We start from the raw sequence: 18,482 nt of genomic DNA, 5'->3' as shown, positions 1-18,482 counted from the left end.
GGATCAGCACGGCCACCCGGTCGTTCTCGCTTGCCAGGATCTGGCCCCCGCCGTGCAGCACGCCGCGCACCAGCGGCTTGTTGAGCAGCCTGCTTTCCGCAGAGTCGCCGGGCACGCTCGCGCCCATGGCGGAGTAGAAGTTCTTGTAGATGTCGCTGGCGCGGATGGCATCGGCCGAGGCGGAGAGGTCCACCATGCTGGCCGTCTCGATGATGCGCAGCGCGCCGCCCGTGCCGTTGGCGTTGGAGTGGCAACCGCCCGCGGCGCAGGTGGCCGTGCCGCCGGACGGGGTGGTGATGGCCTGGACCAGCAGCGGCTCGATGCACTTCTGGTAGTAGGCGAAGGAGAGCTTTTCCCCGCCGGTGCCCGCGGGGTTTTGCACATCCGAGGGGTTGCCCAGCGGGTTGCCGCCGCCGCAGCCGCTCAGACCCAGGGTCGCGCCCAGCGTCAGGCCGGCCAGCGCCAGAAGGAGGGGGTGTGACTTCATCATGGGGTGGGGCAGCCGGTGGCGATCCACTGGGCGATGGTGGCGAAATCCTTGCCGCCAGCCGGCAGGACCGCGCTGGTCTGGCCGGCGACGCCGCTGGGGTGGGGGATGGTGGACGGCTTGCTCAGCAGGGTGTTGCTGGCGGGGTTGCAGGTGTCCGAGATCATCGTCAGCGTGACGTTGTAGTCGCCCTCCGGGTCGCCGGTGAGCACGAAACGGTTCTCGATGAAGGACTTGCCTGGGCTGCTGCCCACGCCCATGTGGCAGTAGGTCGCGCAGGTGCTGTTCAAGATGGGCAGTACCTTGGCGTCGAAGCTGTCCTGGCTCAGGGTGCTGACGGTGCGCACGCCGGCATTGGCGTTGAAGGGGTCGTTGTAGTACTTGCCTCCCAGGTCCATCCACTCGGCCAGCAGGCGCTTCTCGGCCGCGTTGAGCATGCCGGCGTGGTTCACGCTCGTCGGCGTGGGGTGCGCGGTCTGCGCCTCGGCCGAGGACATGAGCAAGGTGCCCGCCAGGATTTCCATCAGCCGGCTCTTGCGGGCCAGGCCCAGGGCATCGCTTTCGCTGGCCTTGGTCTCGACCAGGGCAGGCTGGCGGACGATCTCCGGCACGCCTTCCTGCAATTGGGTCTTGGGCAGGCCGGTGCTGGGATCGATCACCGGGGCACCGATCAGCAGGGCGTCATAGGAAGTCATGCGCCCGGAGCCGCCGATGGTGCCCAGCAGGTTCAGGCTGGCGCTGGCGTTGTGGCAGCTGGTGCAGGTGTTGGCGCCCCGGTTGCGGGTCCACAGCGGCTGGATGTGGTCCGGGTAGTTGATGATGCCGTTGGTGGGCACCGTGGTGGCCAGGTCCTGGCTGGCGTCGGCGTTGCCGGTGTAGCGCAGGCTGATCGAGGGGCGGGCGCTCACGCCGGCCTGGGTGGTGTCGGCCCAGACATCCTGGTAGATCAGGTCGGAGACGAGCTTCAGGGCGCTGGCATCCAGCCGGGTGCGGGTAGAGGCCATGGTCTCGCCCGAGAGGTGGGCCGAGGCCAGGGCGCTGCGCAGGGCCGAGGGCATGGTGTCGACGATGCTGCCGCTGTTGAGCGAGGCACCGCGGCGCGGGCTGTGGCAGCCGTCGCAGGTGCGGCGCTCGCCCGGGCGGATCTGGATCCAGTTGGTGTGGGTCTGGAAGGCGCGGCCTTCCGAATCGACCACGGCCAGGCCGATCGGGGTGTCGGCCGGCACCACCAGCTTGAAGGAGCCGTCCGGCTCGATCGGGGCATAGCCCAGGATCTGCTGCGGCTCGAAGTTGGTCTCGCCGATGGCCTCGCGCAGGTTCATGCTGTTGGCCGGCGGGGCCACGGCACGCACCGCCCGCACGAAGCGGGCCGGCGAGCAGCCGTAGGCGCTGTCGGCCGGGTTCTTCATGCGGATCAGGTCGGCCACCTGGTCTCGGGTGTCCAGCGCGTCGGTAGGGGTGGTCTTGGCGATGGCGGTGGTGCAGTTGCCGCTCAGGTCGGCGGCACTCAGCACCGGGTCGCCCATGCGGCCCAGGCCGTCGGTGTCGTAGACGCTGCGCACCTCCAGCAGGCCCAGGCCTTGGGCCGCCAGATCGGCGTCCACATTGGTGGCCTCCACCGTGTGCGGCTCGGTCCGGGCCAGCAGGGCCGCCGGGTGGATGTACATGAAGCCGGCGGGGGGCGCGGCCACCACCAGCCAGGTCTGCTGGCCCGGGTCGAACATGTAGATGGCGTAGTGCGGCAACACGTTGTCCTGGACCGTGTCCGCGGCGATCTCGGCCTCGGTCCGGTTGGTGGACTCGAGCCGGGTGATCTCGTCGCTCGTGAGGTTGGCGCAGGGCACGACCTCGCCGTTGCGGGTCACTTCGCAGGGCTTGTAGGCCACCAGCAGCCGGTTGGTCCCGTCCCACAGCGGGTAGGGCGTGGTGACACGGCCGTAGCGCGAGAAGCCGCGGTCCATGTTGAGCTCCTGCGCGGTCAGCTGCTGCTGTCCTCCGGTGGTGGGAACGGTCGAGTTGGCCGGTGTGTTTTGCTCGGAATAGTTGGCCGCGTCGATCAGCAACAGTGCGCCGCCTTCCTTGGAGCGCTGCAAGGGCATCGCATCGGTCGAGATGAAGCCTGCGTACTTGCCGGCAGGGTCCATGTCGCGCGGGTGCAGGTAGGTGTTGCCTTCGCTGTGGGCGCCGTAGAGCACGAACATGTCCGTGCCATCGGGCTTCATGCGGAAGATCTTGAAGTGGTTGCGGTCGCCCACATGGTCCCAGCGCGAAAACATGATGTCGCCGTTGGGACGGATGACCGGGCTGCGGTCGTGGCTCTGGTTGAAGGAGATCTGGGTGATGCTGCCGCCGTCGGCATCCATGGTGTGCAGGTTGAAGACGCGCTGACGCTCATACTCATCCAGCGCGTAATAGCTGTGCCCCAGGGCCTGGTCCAGATGGGACTTGGTCTGGCGGTTGGACGTGAAGACGAAGCCACGGTTGCCCGGCAGGTAGACCGGGTCCACATCGTCGTCGTCGGTGGAGGCGGTCAGTCGGCGGAAGCTGCCGCCGGTGAGCCCGCCGCTGCTCATGTCGTATTCCCAGATGTTCCAGCGGCCGGTGCAGGCGGCCACGCCGTCGATCTTGGCGGTGTTGCTGCTGGGGCAGCGCATGGCGAACACGACCTTCTTGGCGTCGTAGGACACCTCGGGGCCGGACACATCGCCCTGGCCCTGGGTGAACTGCTGGGTCAGGTTGTGCTCGGGGGCGCTGGGCGAGGATTTCTCGCGCAGCATCAGGTCGCCCCCGGCGGCAAATGGGGCGCCATCGGTGGGGTTGAGGTTCACCGTGTCGGCTCGCTTGGCATAGACCAGGGGCACGTCGCCGGCCACGGTGGCGGTGCCGCTGCCGCTGGTGCTGCCGGAGCAGCCGGCCAGGCTGGCCAGCAGGCCCAGTGCCGCCAGCAGACCGGCGGCGAGCGGGCGCCGGCCCGGGTAGGGAAGATGGGTGTGCTTCATGGTGTGTGGTCTCCCCGGGAAGTGGCGGCGGCGGCCGAAGCCCCCGCGGTCAGCGGCTGGGCCAGGCCCTGGCTGACATGCATGGCGCCCTCGGCGTCGATCACGACGGCATCGACCTCGGGCAGGGTGTCGATCAGGGCCAGGCCGCGCGCAGGCCCCAGCACGAAGACGGTCTTGGACAGGGCTTCGCACGTCAGGCCATCGGGCGCGAGGATGGTGACGCTGCGCACGCTGCGGGCGGACTCACCGGTGCGCGGATCCAGCAGGTGGTGGTGTCGCACGCCGTCGCGCTCGAAGAAACGCTCGTAGTCGCCGGAGGTGGAGATGGAGACATCTTCCAGCGGCAGCACCGCCACCACGCCACCCTCGCGGCGCGGATCGCGGATGGCCACGCTCCAGGGGCGGCCCCGCCGGTCGCCCAGCACATGGCTGTCGCCACCGGCCGAGACCATGGCGTGGCGGATGCCCTGGGCGCGCAGCAGGGCGATGGCGTTGTCCACCGCATGCCCCTTGGCGAAGCCGCCCAGGTCGATGCGCATGCCGGGCCGGGCAAAGCGCAGGGTGCCGGCGGCACGGTCCAGCAGCAGGCCGCGCCAGCCGATGGCCGCGCGGGCCTGCGCCAGGGTGGCCGCGTCCGGGGCCTGGCCTGTGCGGTAGTTGTAGTGCTGGCCCACCGAGGCAAAGCTGATGTCGAAGGCGCCTTCGGACAGGGCGGAGAAGGTCAGGGCCCGGTCGATCAAGCGGACCATTTCCGGGCTGAGTGCGACGGGGTGCTGAGCCGCCTCGCGGTTGATGCGGGAGAGCTCGGAGTCGGGCCGGTGCGGGCTCATGCAGCGGTCGATGCGGTGCATCTCGTCCATCACCAGCCCCAGGGCCTCTTGCGCCTGTGCCGCGCTGTCGGCCCAGAGCTCGGCGGTGATGGCCGTGCCCATGATGGCTTCTTCCCGACGGAACCATTGGGGCCCTTTCGGTGTCCCAGCCCCAGGCGTGCGTCGGAAGGCCGCAGGCAACCAGTCGCGCAGCGTCATCGCTGCCCCCGGGGTTCGGCCGGCATGCAGCAGGCTGCCCGGAGCGGCCCGGGGCGCGTGGCATCGGCTGCGCCAGCTTGGCGCAACTGGTGTGTGCGGCCCATCGGCCCCTCCGAACGGTGTCGGCCCGGTGGTGTGGATCCCCGGGATCGACGGTACTGCCTGTTGGTGGACGAGCGCGTCCACCGCGTGGTGTCCTGCTGTCCTTCAGCAGGTGTGCGCCAATGTAAGGAAAGGCAGTGTTGGCAGCGAGGGCACTCGTAAGCAAACGTGTCCACCAGCGCCGGGGCGGGCTGTCAGTTTTCGCAGGCGGGTGCCGCGGAGTGGGGAGCGGCCCTTGTTACAAATTGGGGTGGATGCGACACAGGGGGCCATCCCACCCGGAAGAACGGCCCCTCCACGGGCGGCGGAGAGGGTGGAACCTATAATGAAAGGTTCCATTTCAGCCCTTCGGACGCACGGTCAGGCGCGAACGCCTGCATCCGGTCGAAGGGGTCACCTTCTCGAAAGTTCCGGATGAAAGCCGCCGAGATCCGCCAGACCTACCTGAAGTTCTTCGAGAGCAAGGGGCACACGATCGTGTCGTCCAGCCCGGTGGTGCCGGGGGACGATCCCACGCTGCTGTTCACCAATGCCGGGATGAACCAGTTCAAGGATGTGTTCCTGGGCTTCGACAAGCGACCCTACAGCCGGGCGACCACGGCGCAGAAGTGCATCCGCGCTGGCGGCAAGCACAACGACCTGGACAACGTCGGCTACACCGCGCGGCACCACACCTTCTTCGAGATGCTGGGCAACTTCTCGTTCGGTGACTACTTCAAGCACGATGCGATCAGCTACGCCTGGGAGCTGCTGACCCAGCACTTCAAGCTGCCGGCCGACAAGCTGTGGGTGACCGTCTATTCCGAGGACGACGAGGCCTACGAGATCTGGAACAAGGTGGTGGGCGTGCCCGCCGAGCGCATCGTGCGCATCGGCGACAACAAGGGCGGCCGCTACATGTCCGACAACTTCTGGATGATGGGCGACACGGGCCCCTGCGGCCCCTGCACCGAGATCTTCTTCGACCATGGCCCGGACGTGGCCGGCGGCCCCCCGGGCAGCCCCGATGAAGACGGTGACCGCTACATCGAGATCTGGAACAACGTGTTCATGCAGTTCAATCGCACCGAAGACGGTGTGATGCACAAGCTGCCCAAGCCCTCGGTGGACACCGGCATGGGCCTGGAGCGCATTGCCGCGGTGCTGCAGCATGTGCACTCGAACTACGAGATCGACCTCTTCGTCGCGCTGATCGCCGCGTCCAAGGCCGCGGTCGAGAGCGCGGGTGGTGCCGACATCGACCCGGCCTCGCCCAGCCTGAAGGTCATCGCCGACCACATCCGCGCGTGCGCCTTCACCATCGTCGACGGCGTGATCCCGGGCAACGAGGGCCGCGGCTATGTGCTGCGCCGCATCGCCCGCCGTGCCATCCGCCACGGCTACAAGCTGGGCGCGCGCACCCCGTTCTTCCACAAGATCGTGGCCGAGCTGGTGAACCAGATGGGCGAGGCCTATCCGGAACTGCGCCAGGCCCAGGCCCGCGTGACCGAGGTGATCCAGCAGGAAGAAGAGCGCTTCTTCCAGACCATCGAACGCGGCATGGAGATCCTGGAAGGCGCCCTGGCGGCGATGGAAGCCGCGGGCGCCAAGCAGCTCGACGGCGAGACCGCCTTCAAGCTGCACGACACCTACGGCTTCCCGGTGGACCTGACCGCCGACGTCTGCCGCGAGCGCGGCGTGACGGTGGACCAGGCGGGCTTCGACGCCGCCATGGCCCGCCAGCGCGAGCAGGCCCGCGCCGCCGGCAAGTTCAAGATGGCCGCCGGCCTGGAATACAGCGGCGTGCCCACCGCCTTCCACGGCTACGAACACCTGGTCTGCGAGACTTCCAAGGTGGTGGCCGTCTATGTGGACGGCACGTCGGTGCCCGAAGCCCAGGCCGGTGACGACGCCGTCATCGTGCTGGACCACACCCCGTTCTACGCCGAGTCCGGCGGTCAGGTGGGCGATGCGGGCGAGCTGCGCAACGGCACGACCCGCGTGCTGGTCGAGGACACGATGAAGATCCAGGCCGACGTGTTCGGCCACCATGGTCGTGTCGTCGAAGGCTCGGTCAAGGTGGGCGATGCCTTCGTCGCCAAGGTGGATGCCGAGCGCCGCGCCAAGACCGTGCGCAACCACAGCGCCACCCACCTGATGCACAAGGCCCTGCGCGAGGTGCTGGGCGCCCATGTGCAGCAGAAGGGCTCGCTGGTGACGCCGGAGCGCACCCGCTTCGACTTCGCCCACACCGCGCCGATGACGGCCGAGGAGATCCGCAGGGTCGAGGCCATCGTCAATGCCGAGATCCTGGCCAACGCCCAGGCCAAGGCCGAGGTGATGGGCATCGACGACGCCCAGAAGAGCGGCGCGATGATGCTGTTCGGCGAGAAGTACGGCGACACCGTGCGCGTGCTGAGCATCGGCAGCTCCAAGGAGCTGTGCGGTGGCACCCACGTCAAGGCCACCGGCGACATCGGCCTGTTCAAGGTGGTGGCCGAGAGCGGCGTGGCCGCCGGCATCCGCCGCATCGAGGCGGTGACCGGCGACAACGCGCTGGCCTATCTGCAGGGCCTGGAAAGCACCGTGGGTCAGGTGGCGAGCACGCTCAAGGCTGCGCCCAGCGAGCTGGAGCACCGTGTGAGCGCCGTGCTGGAACAGGTCCGCACCCTGGAAAAGGAAGTGGCTGCGCTCAAGGGCAAGCTGGCCTCGGCCCAAGGTGACGAGCTGCTGTCGCAGGCGGTGGACGTGAAGGGCCTGAAGGTGCTGGCCGCGACGCTGGAAGGCGCCGACGCCAAGACCCTGCGCGAGACCATGGACAAGCTCAAGGACAAGCTCAAGAGCGCGGCCATCGTGCTGGCGGCGGTGGACGGCGGCAAGGTGCAGCTGGCCGCGGGCGTCACGTCCGACAGCATCGGCAAGGTCAAGGCCGGCGAGCTGGTGAACTTCGTGGCCCAGCAGGTGGGCGGCAAGGGCGGTGGCAAGCCCGACATGGCCATGGCCGGCGGCACCGACGCCGCGGCCCTGCCGGCGGCGCTGGCCTCGGTGCAGGCCTGGGTGGCCGAGCGCGTCTGAGCGCGCGGCAAGGCGTATCCCCTGGGGCGGCTTGGCCGCCCCTTTTCTTTCATGGCGGCAAGACGATGGACGCAATCTTGAAGTGGGGCCGGACCGTTCGGAGTGGGGTCGCCTGGGGGATGGGGCTTCTGCTGCTGGGAGCGTCCGCCTGGGGCCTGCCCGCGTCGCCGGCTTCCGGGCCGGTCACGCCGCAGGCGGCCTCCGCAGTGCCGCCGCAGGACCCGCTGGCGGCGCTGAAGACGCTGGCCGCGCGGGATCCGGCGGCGGCTCTGGCGCAGGGTCTGGCGCTGTGGTCCGGTCAGGCCGGTGCATCCCCGGCGCTGCGCCCGCAGGACCGCGTGGCCCTGGGCCTGGCGCTGCTGGAGTGGGCGGCGGCCACCCGCCAGGGGGCGGCCTTGCTCAGCGTGGGAGACGGGCTGCGCAGCCTGGACATGACGCCCGAACAGCAGACGCAGCGCCTGAAGCTGCTGTGCAACAACCTCTGGATGTCCAAGGACAAGACCCGGCTGGCCGAGCTGGAGAAAGAGCTCCAGCCGCTGAAGCCCGGTGCCGGCTTGTCGGCCGATGAACGGGCGGACCTTTGGCGGGCGCTGGCGGCCTCGGCCGTGCTGATGCAGGACTATCCGACCAGCATGCGCCTGGCCCATGCCGCCATGGACCTGGCGCCCCGCCACCCGCACAAGGTGGACTACCTGGCCCAGCAGCTGCTGGGCGTGGCCAATGTGTACCAGGGCAAGCTGCCGGAGGCCATTGAGGCGATGCTGGCCGCGGACCGGGTGGGCCAGGCGCTCAAGCTGCCGGACGACCCCCGCTTGCTCTACAACTTCAGCGGCCTGTTCATCTACACCAAGGACTGGGCGAATGCGGTGGCCTACGGCGAACGCGCCTTGAAGGCGCTCAACGACCGGTCGGCGATCACCCGCCATGAGGTGCTCACGAACATCGCCGTGGGGTATGCCGGGCTGGGCCAGCGCGAGCGGGCCGAAGGCCTGTACAAGGAGGCCATCGCCTGGGCGGCAGGGCATGGCGGACAGGCCCTGGCGGCCATGAACAACCTGGCCGACCTTTTGCAGCAGCAGGGGCGGCAGCGCGAGGCCATGACCTTGCTGAGCGAGGTGGCCCCGATCTACGAGCGGGCCGGGCCGGCCAACCAGGCGGCCACCGTCTTTTCCAACCTCGGGGCGGCGCAGGCCGCCCTGGGTCAGCGTGAATCGGCGGCCCGCAGCTACGCCAAGTCCCTGGCCTTGTTCGGGCAGGGCGATGACGTGGGGGTGCGGCTGGAGCTCTATCCCCGCATGATCGACAACCTGGAGGCCCTGGGGCGCTACCGGGAGGCCCTGGCCTTGATGCGCGAGTTCAAGACGACCCACGACGAGCATGTCAGTGTCGAGTCGAAGACGCGGATCGCCGAACTGCAGTCGGTGCTCGAGGTGGAACGGCAGAAGGCCCAACTGGCCGAGGCCTCTCGCACGCACGAGGCCCAGTCCATCGCGATGACCGCCTTGCAGGAGCGCGAGCGCTGGCAGCGCGCCCTCGGGGCGGGCCTGCTGGCGCTGGTGCTGCTGCTGAACTTCACCGTCGTTTTCAGGTGCGGGAAAGCCGGGCGCGCGCCAAGCTCAACACCCTGCTGTCCCAGCGCAATGCCGAAGTGGAAGCGCAGCACCAGGCGCTGGCCCAGGCGCACGAGACGATCCGTCGGCAGGCCGAGGAGGATGCGCTCACCGGTGTGCGCAGCCGCCGCTATGGGCAGGCCTGGCTGGACCAGTTCGCCGCGGCGCGCCGCCAGGCCCTGGCGGCCCATGAGGCGCCGGCCACCGCCCTGGTGGCCCTGCTGGATCTGGACCACTTCAAGCGCCTGAACGATCTGCATGGTCATGAGGTGGGCGACCGAGCGTTGCGCCATTTCGCCCAGGTCCTGGAAGGCTGCGCGCGGGCCTCCGACGTGCTGGTGCGCTGGGGCGGCGAAGAGTTCCTCTGGGTCTGTCCGAACACGCCGCTGAGCGAGGCGGGCAGCCTGTTTGCCCGCCTGCAGACCGGCCTGCGCGAGGCGCCGCTGGAGCTGCGGGGCGGACCGGTGCAGATCACCGTGTCGGCGGGCTTCAGCGTCTTCCCGCTGGGCGGGCCGGCGCCCGAGGACTGGGCGCTCACGCTGAGGGTGGCTGATGCCGCGCTCTACCGCGCCAAGCGGGCGGGCCGGGACCGCTGGGAGGGCATGGCCGGGGCCGAGGCGGCCGAGGAGGCGCCGCTGGACCGCCCCGCCTGGGCCGACACCAGCGTGGACACCCTGGAGGCGATGGGTCTGCTGCAGGAGACCCGCCCTGGGGCCTGAGGGCCGGGCGCGGGGGCAAGCCCCCTGGTTGGGCAGGCCGGATCGTGTCGGCGTAGCATGCCGCCGCCAATCACCCATTTGCGGAGACTGAAATGTCGATCACCCTGGGCGCCACCGCGCTGCCCGTCTTCACCACTGCGCTGACCAACCTGGGCCATCTGCTGGGCAAGGCCCAGGCCCATGCCGAGGCCCGCCAGTTCAACCCCGACGTGTTCTGCACCCTGCGCTTCGCGCCGGACATGCTGCCCTTCACGGCGCAGATCCGCATCGCCTGCGACGCCGCCAAGAACGGCAGCGCGCGGCTGGCAGGCATCGAGGCCCCGAAGTTCGAGGACAACGAGACCACCTTCGCCGAACTGCGCGAACGCGTGGCCAAGACTCTGGCCTGGCTGGCCACGCTGCAGCCCGCGCAGATCGATGGCCGTGAAACCGCCGAGATCACCTTCCCGGTCGGGCGCGACGCCACCCGCACGCTGAGCGGCCAGGCCTATCTGCTGCACTGGGCCATTCCCAACCTGTTCTTCCACGTCACGACCGCCTACGACCTGCTGCGTCAGGCCGGCGTGCCACTGGGCAAGGCCGACTACCTGGCCGGGCCCAACGCGGGCTGAAGCCGGGCTGGCTCAGTGCAGCTTGAGGCGGCCGGAGACGCGCCGCTGCAGCAGCCGCACCAGGGCCAGCACCATGGTGTCGATGGTGCCGATGATGGCGCGGTGGTGGTTCAGGTGCAGGGACATGTACATCCACTTCGCGATCAGCCCCTCGACGAAGAAGTTGCGCCCCGAGAGCCCGCCCATCAGGTTGCCCACGCCCTTGTTCTCGCCCAGCGAGACCAGTGAGCCGAAGTCGCGGTACTGGAAGGGCGCGCTGAGCGGGCGTTCCTTCAGCAGTCCCAGCAGCACCTGCTTCAGGTAGCTGGCCTGCTGGTGGGCAGCCTGGGCGCGGGCCGGCACCAGGCGGCCGCTCTCCCATTCGCAGGCGGCGCAGTCGCCCATGGCGTAGATGCCTTCGGCCGAGGTGCGCAGCTGTGCATCCACCACGAACTGGTGGGAGCGGTTGGTCGTCAGGCCCAGGCGCTCGTTGCTGTCGGCCGCCTTGATGCCGGCCGCCCAAACGATCAGATCGGCCGGGATGCGGCCCTTGTCGGTCACCAGCGCATCGGCCTCGATGGCCTGCACCCGGGTGCCGGTCAGCACCTTGACCTGCTTGCGCTGCAGCGCCACCTGGGCCTGCTGGGAGATCTTCTCGGGCAGGCCGGCCAGGATGCGCGGCGCGGCCTCGACGATGGTGATGTCCAGCCGGAAGCGCTGTTCCTTGCTCAGGCCCTCGGTGAGCTCCTGGTGGGCCTCGATCAGTTCGGCCGACAGCTCCACGCCGGTGGCACCGGCGCCGACGATGGCCAGCGACAGCAGCTTGTCCTCGGAAAAGGCCGTCCGCACGAAGGCGGTGAGCAGGCGCTGGTGGAAACGCTCGGCGTCCAGCGTCTGCTCCAGCACGTAGGCGTGTTCGGCGCCCGGGGTGCCGAAGAAGTTCGATCCGCTGCCGATGGCCAGCACCAGCCAGCGGTAACTGATGTGCCGTTCCGGCACCAGCGCCTGTCCCTGAATGTCCAGCACTGGCGCCAGGGTGATCTGGCGCTTCTGGACGTCCAACCCACCCAGTTCGCCCAGCGTGAAACTGAAATGGTTGCGCCGAGCCAGGGTGGTGTAGGACAGGCCCTCCTGATGGGCATCGAGCGTGCCGGCTGCCACCTCGTGCAGGGTGGGCTTCCAGATGTGGAAGGAGGCGCGGTCGATCAGCAGGACCTTTTCCTGGCCGCTGTGCCGTCCCAGGGACCGGCCCAGGGAGGCGGCCAGTTCCAGGCCGCCAGCGCCGCCGCCGACGATGACGATGTCGTAGTGCATGGTGTGGGTGGGGAGTGCCGGATGAAGAGCAGCAAGTCTCGCACCATGTCGGGTCGGACGGCTCAGGAGCCGGCTGCGGCGGGCGGCGCCATCGTCCGGTCCAGGCCCTGCGTGCGCCATTGCGGCAGGTACTCGGGGTACTGGCGCTGGATGAAGTCGATCAGGGCCTCGCGGACGGCGCAGCGCAGGTCCCAGGCGGCCGAGGAGGTGGCGGCCGTGACCAGGGCGCGCAGTTGCAGGGCCCGCTCGCCCGCCTCCGTCACCTGCAGCAGGGCGAGCCGGCCATCCCAGTGGGGCGAGGCCTGGCAGGCCTGCTGCAGCGCCTGTCGCAGGGGCTCCAGGGGCATGCGGTAGTCCACCCACAGGAAGACGGTGCCGATCAGCTCGGCGCTGTCCCGGGTCCAGTTCTGGAAGGGATGCTCGATCCACCACTGCAGCGGCACGATCAGCCGGCGCTGGTCCCAGATGCGCACAACCACGTAGGCGCTGTTGATCTCCTCGATCACGCCCCATTCGCCTTCCACGATGACCACATCGTCCAGCCGGATCGGCTGGGTCAGCCCGATCTGCAGGCCGGCGATCAGGTTGCCCAGCACCGGGCGGGCGGCAAAGCCGGCCACGATGCCGACCACGCCCGCCGAGGCCAGCAGGCTGGTGCCCACCTGGCGCACGGTGGGAAAGGTCATCAGGGCCATCGCGGTGCCCACCAGAATGACCAAGCCGACCCCGGTGCGCGAAAGCACGCGGGTCTGGGTGTAGAGGCGACGGGCCTGCAGATTGTCGGCTTCCTTGATCGGCAGGCGGGCCAGGTAGGTGGCGCTGACACGGTGGATGCCGCGGGCGATCAGCCAGGTGGCGCAGCCGACCATGGCCAGGGCCGTGAGGCGTCGCAGGCCCTCCACGCCGTGGAGATCGTCGGGGGCGCCGTGCCAGACCACGTTCAGCGCCATCAGCGGCAGCAGCCAGCGCGCAGGCAGCACGGCGCTCTGGACGATGGCTTCGGCCGGATAGCGGCCGCGCGTGCTGCGGGCGAGCAGACGGCTGCCGATGCGGTAGGCGATGGCCGCGGCGATCAGGGCCAGCAGGGCGGCGCCGAGCAGCGTGAGCCATTCGGCGACGGGGTCCGGCAGCTTGTGGAACCAGGTCAGCAGGGGCTGCATCGGGAAACGGTCCTCCGGGGATTAATATTTGGACAAATATAGCAAGGCCCCACGCCGAGGCGCGGCGATGGACGCGTGCGGCGCGGGGGCAAGCCGGCTCGCCGGCCGCAGTGGGACGTGCGACACTGCCGGGTCCCGAATTTCCTGGAGAGAGCGATGGCGGCGCCCCGCATGAGCACCGAACAAGAGATCGAGGCGCTGGACGCGCTGTGCCAGCGCATGGCCGGCTTCGAGGAAGGCGTGTCGCTCGAGTGGCTGGACGGCTACATGACCGCCCTGATGTCCGGCCCGCGCCGCCTCTCGCTGGACGAGTGGCTGCCGGTGATGGCCGAGGGCGTGTTCGAGCGGGCTTTTGCCGACCCGGCCGACGCCCAGGCGGCTCGCGAGGCCATCCAGGTCCGCTGGGACGTCCTGGCCAACCAGTTGGACCCCGAGGAGATCCTGGACGACACCGACGTGTTGCGCCTGGCGCCGTTGATGATCGAGCTGACCGAAGAGGACAAGCAGCGCCTGGTCGAGGAAGGGCATGTGAAGGCCGACGAGCTGCACATGCTGGAGCAGACCGGCGAGGTCTGGGCCCTGGGCTTCATCGACGCCACGCGCGACTTCCCGCAGGATTGGCCGGAGCCGGACGCCGAGACGGAGGAAGGGCAGCTCTTCGAGGAGTCCATGACCCGGGTGGTCACGCTGACCATGACGCCCGAGGAGATCAAGGAAGTCTGCGACGAGCTCTACGAGGGCGAGGAGCTCACCCGCGACGAGCTGATCCACGAAGCCCTGTATGCGGCGCAGGACATGCGCCTGTACTGGCTGGACCATGCCCCCAAGCCGCCGCAGCGCCGGGTGGGGGATCTGCCGGGCCGCAACGACCCCTGTCCCTGCGGCAGTGGCAAGAAGTTCAAGAAGTGCCACGGCGCGCAGATGCAGTGACGACTGTCCATGAAGGTTGCCGTGCGCGGCGGGGACATTGAGCGATGAGTGAGCGACAGGATCTGGCGGGCCGGCACATCGTGCTGGGCCTGTCCGGTGGCGTGGCCTGCTACAAGGCCGCCGAGCTGACCCGTGAGCTGGTGAAGGCCGGTGCCACGGTGCAGGTGGTGATGACCGAGGCCGCCGAGGCCTTCATCACCCCGGTGACCCTGCAGGCCCTGTCGGGCCGGCCGGTCTACACCAGCCAGTGGGATGCGCGCCCGGACAACAACATGGCGCACATCAATCTCTCGCGCGAGGCCGATGCCATCCTGATCGCCCCGGCCAGCGCGGACTTCATCGCCCGCCTGGTGCAGGGCCGCGCCGACGAGCTGCTGTCGTTGCTGTGCCTGGCCCGCCCCATCGAGCGGGTGCCGTTGCTGGTGGCGCCGGCCATGAACCGCGAGATGTGGGCCCACCCGGCCACGCAGCGCAATGTGGCGCAGCTGCGGGCCGATGGCGCCACCGTGCTGGGCCCGGCCGCGGGCGACCAGGCCTGCGGCGAGGTGGGCGACGGCCGCATGCTGGAGCCGGCCGAGCTGCGCGACGAGCTGATCGCCTTCTTCCAGCCCAAGCTGCTGGCCGGGCGCAGGCTGCTGATCACCGCCGGCCCCACCTTCGAGGCCATCGACCCGGTGCGTGGCATCACCAACCACTCCAGCGGCAAGATGGGCTTTGCCATCGCCCGCGCCGCGCAGGAGGCCGGGGCCGACGTGACCCTGGTGGCCGGCCCGGTGCACCTGCCCACGCCGCGGCATGTGCGCCGCATCGACGTGCAGAGCGCGCAGCAGATGCATGACGCCGTGCTGCCACTGGCGGCGCGGCATGAGGTGTTCGTCGCCACCGCCGCGGTGGCCGACTGGCGCCCGGCGCAGATGAACGCCCACAAGATCAAGAAGGACGGCAAGAAGGTGGCGCCCGCCTTCGAGCTGACCGAGAACCCGGACATCCTGGCCGCGGTGGCCGCATTGCCGCAGGCGCCATACTGCGTGGGCTTTGCCGCCGAGAGCGAACACCTGCTGCAGCACGCCCGCGAGAAGCTGCTGCGCAAGAAGGTGCCGCTGATCGTGGGCAACCTCGGCCCGGCCACCTTCGGTCGCGACGACAACACCCTGGTGCTGGTGGACGCCGACGGTCACCGTGAGCTGCCCACCGCCGACAAGCTGAGCCTGGCCCGCGCCCTGGTGTGCGAGCTGGCCGAACGATTGAAGACCTCCGCCAAATGACGACGATCGATGTGAAAGTGCTGGACCCGCGCATGGCGGACCAGCTGCCCGCCTATGCCACCCCCGGCAGCGCCGGCCTGGACCTGCGCGCCTGCCTGGACCAGCCGCTGGAGCTGGCCCCGGGGCAAGCCGCCCTGATCCCCACCGGTCTGGCCGTGCACATCGGGGACCCGGGCCTGGCGGCCATGCTGCTGCCGCGCTCGGGCCTGGGCCACAAGCATGGCATCGTGCTGGGCAATCTGGTGGGGCTGATCGATTCCGACTACCAGGGCCCACTGATGGTGAGCTGCTGGAACCGCGGCAGCGCGGCGTTCACCGTGCAGCCCATGGAGCGCATTGCCCAGATGGTGATCGTGCCGGTGGTGCAGGCGGCCTTCCGCCGCGTGGAGTCCTTCGAAGCCAGTGACCGCGGCACCGGCGGTTTCGGCTCGACCGGCAGGGGCTGAACCCGGCCGCAGGGCCTCAGTGCAGGGGCTCGCCGGGCGGCGGGCCACTGACCACGGCAAAGGGCGATTCGCCCACCGAACCGGCGTCGATTTCCTCGGCGCTGGCCTCGCGCACTTCCAGCACCTTCAGCGCGATGCGCAGGGCCATGCCGGCCAGCGGATGGTTGGCGTCGAGCACCACGTGTTCGGGGTAGACCTCGGTGACGGTGTAGATCAGGTCCTCGGGCATGTCGGGCGTGACGGCGCCCTCGGGCAGGCCTTCGAAGCGCATGCCCGGCTCCACCCCTTCCGGGAAGAGCGCGCGGGCTTCGTAGCAGAGCAGGTCGGCGTCGTAGTCGCCGAAGGCATGCTCGGGTTCCAGATGCAGCTCGGCTTCGAAGCCGACGCCCTGGCCCGCCAGGGCCTCCTCGACCTTGGGCAGCAGGTCCTCGCCACCGTAGAAGAATTCCACGGGTTCGCTCAGTTCGTCGATGAGCTGCCCCTGGCCGTCCGAAAGTCGCCAGGTCAGCGTCACCACACAGGGGGAAGTGATGTCCATCAGGGGATGATCGCACAAGGGCGGCCACAATCCGGCCCCATGACCGTGAACCCTCTGCAGAAACTCCCCTTGCTGGGCGGCCTGTCGCCGGCCCAGTTCATGCGCCGCCATTGGCAGAAGAAGCCCTGCCTGATCCGTCAGGCCGTGCCCGGCGTGGTGCCGCCGGTGACGCGCCCCGAGCTGCTGGCGCTGGCCGCGCGCGACGATGTCGAATCCCGCCTGGTCCAGCAGGCCAAGGGGGGCTGGCAACTGCGCCACGGCCCCTTCGAGCGGCGCCAGGTTCCGCCCTTCAGCCGGCCGGGCTGGACGCTGCTGGTCCAGGGGCTGGATTTGCATGTGCCGGCCGCCCATGAGCTGCTGAGCCAGTTCCGCTTCGTGCCCGAGGCGCGCCTGGACGACCTGATGATCAGCTATGCCAGCGATGGCGGCGGCGTCGGGCCGCACACCGATTCCTACGACGTGTTCCTCTTGCAGGTCGCGGGTCGGCGCCGCTGGCGCGTGGGGCCGGTGAAGGACACCACCTTGGTGGACGGCGTGCCGGTGAAACTGCTGGCCAATTTCCAGCCCACGGAGGAATGGGTGCTGGAACCCGGGGACATGCTCTACCTGCCGCCGCGCTGGGGACATGATGGCATCGCCGTGGGCAACGACTGCATGACCTGCTCGGTGGGCTTCCGCACCCCCACGCCGACCGAAACCGCCCGCGATGTGCTGCAACGCATGATCGATGCACTGGAGGCGCCGGACCAGGAACCGCATTACCGCGATCCGGCCCAGTCGGCCACCGACACCCCGGGCCTGATTCCCGCGGCTTTGCAGGAGTTCGCGCAGAAAGCGGTGATTTCCGCGCTCAATGATGCCCACAGCCTGGCCTGTGCCCTGGGTGAATCGTTGACCGAGCCCAAAGCCATTGTCTGGTTCGAGGGCGGCGAGCCTCTACAAGCCGGGCAGGGCCTGTGCCTGGACCGTCGCACCCGCATGATGTACGACGAGCGGCACGTCTTCATCAATGGAGAATCCTTCCGCGCCGGTGGGCGGGATGCCCGGCTGATGCGGCAATTGGCGGATCAGCGGGTATTGGGTGCACGCGAGGTGGCCCAGCTCAGCGCGGGGGCCCGTGAACTCGTGGCGGACTGGGCAGAGGCCGGTTGGCTGCACGGGGTTTGACCGGCCTGTGACGTTGACGGGGCATGATGCGTGATGGCAACGTTTCGGTGCAAGCGTCGGGACAGCTCCCCCATGTTGTACCGGGAACTTTCCCTGAGTCTGCGTATAATGTCAGTCTGGGCTCAGAAAACGGTTCTCGGAGCGAACGACCGCCCTTTGAACATTTCTGGACCTCGCGAGGAGGAGGCGCGCACGAACAGCGAGCTTCCAGAATGACCGGTATTTTTTGTTCGACTCTTTTCGATTCGAGGATATTCATGAACAAGTCGCTCCTGCTGGCTTCCCTGATCGCTGCTGCTGCCCTGACCGCTTGCGGCAAGAAGGACGAGGCTCCCGCTCCCGTGGACGCTGCCCCCTCGGCCGCTGCTCCCGCTTCGGAAGTTGCTCCCGCTGCTTCGGAAGCCGCTTCGGAAGTTGCCGCTCCCGCTTCGGAAGCCGCTTCGAACTAAGCTGATTCCCGCGCTGCTGCGTTGCAGCATCGTGATGAAAGAAAGCCGCCTCTTGAGGGCGGCTTTTTTTATGCCCAGCCTGGCTGCAGGGCATGAAAAAGGGCAGCGTTTGCTGCCCTGGTGTGAATCAAGGTAAAGCGACTCAGTATTTGAGTTCGTCCACCAATTGTTGGGCGATGCGCTGGGCGCTTTCGCTGTTGTCCGGGTCGCCGTTGGGCTTTTGCACCGTGATCTGGGTGCTGTTGCCCGCCGTCTTGAGCACGATGCGGTAGCGGCCCAGGGCCAGCTCCGCCGGCTCCTTGGCGCCGAAGAGCTTGGAAATGAAGTTGGGCGAATCCTGCCCGGCGATCTTGGGGTCGACATAGCGGACCGCGTAGGTGGCCAGGGCGCGATGCCGGGCCAGCGTCTGTTCCTGACCTCCGGGCTGGGATCCATGGGCTATGGCCTGCCGGCGGCCATCGGGGCCTGCCTGGGGCAGGGGCGGTCACCGATGATCGCGGTCGAGTCCGACGGCAGCCTGCAGCTCAATGTGCAGGAACTGGCCACGCTGGCCACGCAGGCGCTGCCGATCTGCCTGTTCGTCATGAACAACGGGGGCTATGCCTCCATCCGGCACACCCAGCG

Annotated in this window: 16 protein-coding genes and 1 pseudogene; 10 read left to right on the top strand and 7 right to left on the bottom strand. The window is 68.9% G+C overall.

Translation table 11 applies throughout. The features are described from left to right. The 3 genes from I73_RS30980 to I73_RS28210 form a co-directional block, all read right to left on the bottom strand. On the bottom strand, positions 1 to 490 hold a 490-nt coding region (locus I73_RS30980), incomplete at its 3' end, for a hypothetical protein (protein WP_148289809.1). Then, positions 487 to 3,486, bottom strand: coding sequence for a hypothetical protein (locus tag I73_RS15235; RefSeq protein WP_022981404.1), 3,000 nt, complete (start codon positions 3,484 to 3,486; stop codon positions 487 to 489). The genes I73_RS15235 and I73_RS30980, both read right to left, overlap by 4 nt. Then, positions 3,483 to 4,418: an FAD:protein FMN transferase gene (locus I73_RS28210; RefSeq protein WP_234409519.1), complete on the bottom strand. Its 936-nt coding sequence runs from the start codon at positions 4,416 to 4,418 to the stop codon at positions 3,483 to 3,485. Before I73_RS28210 ends, I73_RS15235 begins: the two co-directional genes overlap by 4 nt. 612 nt (positions 4,419 to 5,030) lie before the next feature. Here I73_RS28210 and alaS point away from each other — a divergent pair. The 4 genes and pseudogenes from alaS to I73_RS15210 all read left to right on the top strand — a co-directional run bounded on the left by alaS (position 5,031) and on the right by I73_RS15210 (position 10,610). After that, entirely contained in the window at positions 5,031 to 7,670 is a 2,640-nt protein-coding gene (gene alaS, locus I73_RS15225; RefSeq protein ID WP_022981402.1) for an alanine--tRNA ligase, read from the top strand. 65 nt (positions 7,671 to 7,735) lie between these two features. Further along, positions 7,736 to 8,908: pseudogene (locus I73_RS34700) on the top strand (tetratricopeptide repeat protein); the annotation flags it as partial. A gap of 488 nt (positions 8,909 to 9,396) precedes the next feature. Continuing rightward, positions 9,397 to 9,999 carry a GGDEF domain-containing protein gene (locus I73_RS34060; protein WP_159105891.1) on the top strand — a complete coding sequence of 201 codons (603 nt, stop codon included), beginning with the start codon at positions 9,397 to 9,399 and terminating at the stop codon, positions 9,997 to 9,999. 92 nt (positions 10,000 to 10,091) lie between these two features. Continuing rightward, on the top strand, positions 10,092 to 10,610 hold the full coding sequence (locus tag I73_RS15210; RefSeq protein ID WP_022981399.1) for a DUF1993 family protein: 519 nt from the start codon (positions 10,092 to 10,094) through the stop codon (positions 10,608 to 10,610). A gap of 12 nt (positions 10,611 to 10,622) precedes the next feature. On the opposite strand, the gene I73_RS15205 is transcribed toward I73_RS15210, so the two are convergent. Together I73_RS15205 and I73_RS28200 are read right to left on the bottom strand one after the other, a co-directional pair. Then, positions 10,623 to 11,903, bottom strand: coding sequence for an NAD(P)/FAD-dependent oxidoreductase (locus I73_RS15205; protein WP_022981398.1), 1,281 nt, complete (start codon positions 11,901 to 11,903; stop codon positions 10,623 to 10,625). 62 nt (positions 11,904 to 11,965) lie between these two features. Continuing rightward, complete coding sequence (locus tag I73_RS28200) at positions 11,966 to 13,063, bottom strand: mechanosensitive ion channel family protein (protein WP_022981397.1); 1,098 nt, start codon at positions 13,061 to 13,063, stop codon at positions 11,966 to 11,968. Positions 13,064 to 13,234: 171 nt separating this feature from the next. On the opposite strand from I73_RS28200, the gene I73_RS15195 reads away from it, so the two are divergent. Genes I73_RS15195 through dut form a run of 3 tightly spaced genes read left to right on the top strand, consistent with a single transcriptional unit; the run spans position 13,235 to position 15,704 of the window. Next, entirely contained in the window at positions 13,235 to 13,993 is a 759-nt protein-coding gene (locus I73_RS15195) for a UPF0149 family protein (RefSeq protein ID WP_159105890.1), read from the top strand. A gap of 44 nt (positions 13,994 to 14,037) precedes the next feature. After that, positions 14,038 to 15,258 carry a bifunctional phosphopantothenoylcysteine decarboxylase/phosphopantothenate--cysteine ligase CoaBC gene (coaBC, locus tag I73_RS15190; RefSeq protein WP_022981395.1) on the top strand — a complete coding sequence of 407 codons (1,221 nt, stop codon included), beginning with the start codon at positions 14,038 to 14,040 and terminating at the stop codon, positions 15,256 to 15,258. Next, on the top strand, positions 15,255 to 15,704 hold the full coding sequence (gene dut / locus I73_RS15185; RefSeq protein WP_022981394.1) for a dUTP diphosphatase: 450 nt from the start codon (positions 15,255 to 15,257) through the stop codon (positions 15,702 to 15,704). The genes coaBC and dut overlap by 4 nt, the downstream gene beginning before the upstream one ends. A gap of 16 nt (positions 15,705 to 15,720) precedes the next feature. Here the strand turns inward: dut and I73_RS15180 are convergent, their stop codons facing one another. Next, on the bottom strand, positions 15,721 to 16,242 hold the full coding sequence (locus I73_RS15180) for a peptidylprolyl isomerase (RefSeq protein ID WP_022981393.1): 522 nt from the start codon (positions 16,240 to 16,242) through the stop codon (positions 15,721 to 15,723). 39 nt (positions 16,243 to 16,281) lie between these two features. Between I73_RS15180 and I73_RS15175 the strand changes: the two genes are divergently transcribed. Together I73_RS15175 and I73_RS31760 are read left to right on the top strand one after the other, a co-directional pair. After that, entirely contained in the window at positions 16,282 to 17,409 is a 1,128-nt protein-coding gene (locus I73_RS15175) for a cupin (RefSeq protein WP_022981392.1), read from the top strand. Between the two features lie 257 nt (positions 17,410 to 17,666). After that, positions 17,667 to 17,858, top strand: a complete 192-nt coding sequence (locus I73_RS31760; RefSeq protein ID WP_040500446.1) for a hypothetical protein — start codon at positions 17,667 to 17,669, stop codon at positions 17,856 to 17,858. Between the two features lie 142 nt (positions 17,859 to 18,000). On the opposite strand, the gene bamC is transcribed toward I73_RS31760, so the two are convergent. Next, on the bottom strand, positions 18,001 to 18,207 hold the full coding sequence (gene bamC, locus I73_RS34055; RefSeq protein ID WP_234409520.1) for an outer membrane protein assembly factor BamC: 207 nt from the start codon (positions 18,205 to 18,207) through the stop codon (positions 18,001 to 18,003). A gap of 42 nt (positions 18,208 to 18,249) precedes the next feature. Between bamC and I73_RS28190 the strand changes: the two genes are divergently transcribed. Next, on the top strand, positions 18,250 to 18,482 hold a 233-nt coding region (locus tag I73_RS28190; RefSeq protein WP_040500445.1), incomplete at its 3' end, for a thiamine pyrophosphate-dependent enzyme.

It is taken from the genome of Ideonella sp. B508-1 (assembly GCF_000333615.1).
Lineage (GTDB): Bacteria > Pseudomonadota > Gammaproteobacteria > Burkholderiales > Burkholderiaceae_C > Ideonella.
This window is presented reverse-complemented; position numbering and strand designations above follow the sequence as displayed.

Coding starts and splice junctions, on each gene's coding strand:
- I73_RS15195 (WP_159105890.1), top strand. CDS start 13,235: ATGAGCACCGAACAAGAGATCGAGGCGCTGGACGCGCTGTGCCAGCGC.
- I73_RS28210 (WP_234409519.1), bottom strand. CDS start 4,418: ATGGGCACGGCCATCACCGCCGAGCTCTGGGCCGACAGCGCGGCACAG.
- I73_RS28200 (WP_022981397.1), bottom strand. CDS start 13,063: ATGCAGCCCCTGCTGACCTGGTTCCACAAGCTGCCGGACCCCGTCGCC.
- dut (WP_022981394.1), top strand. CDS start 15,255: ATGACGACGATCGATGTGAAAGTGCTGGACCCGCGCATGGCGGACCAG.
- I73_RS15235 (WP_022981404.1), bottom strand. CDS start 3,486: ATGAAGCACACCCATCTTCCCTACCCGGGCCGGCGCCCGCTCGCCGCC.
- I73_RS15210 (WP_022981399.1), top strand. CDS start 10,092: ATGTCGATCACCCTGGGCGCCACCGCGCTGCCCGTCTTCACCACTGCG.
- I73_RS15175 (WP_022981392.1), top strand. CDS start 16,282: ATGACCGTGAACCCTCTGCAGAAACTCCCCTTGCTGGGCGGCCTGTCG.
- alaS (WP_022981402.1), top strand. CDS start 5,031: ATGAAAGCCGCCGAGATCCGCCAGACCTACCTGAAGTTCTTCGAGAGC.
- I73_RS15180 (WP_022981393.1), bottom strand. CDS start 16,242: ATGGACATCACTTCCCCCTGTGTGGTGACGCTGACCTGGCGACTTTCG.
- I73_RS31760 (WP_040500446.1), top strand. CDS start 17,667: ATGAACAAGTCGCTCCTGCTGGCTTCCCTGATCGCTGCTGCTGCCCTG.
- I73_RS15205 (WP_022981398.1), bottom strand. CDS start 11,903: ATGCACTACGACATCGTCATCGTCGGCGGCGGCGCTGGCGGCCTGGAA.
- coaBC (WP_022981395.1), top strand. CDS start 14,038: ATGAGTGAGCGACAGGATCTGGCGGGCCGGCACATCGTGCTGGGCCTG.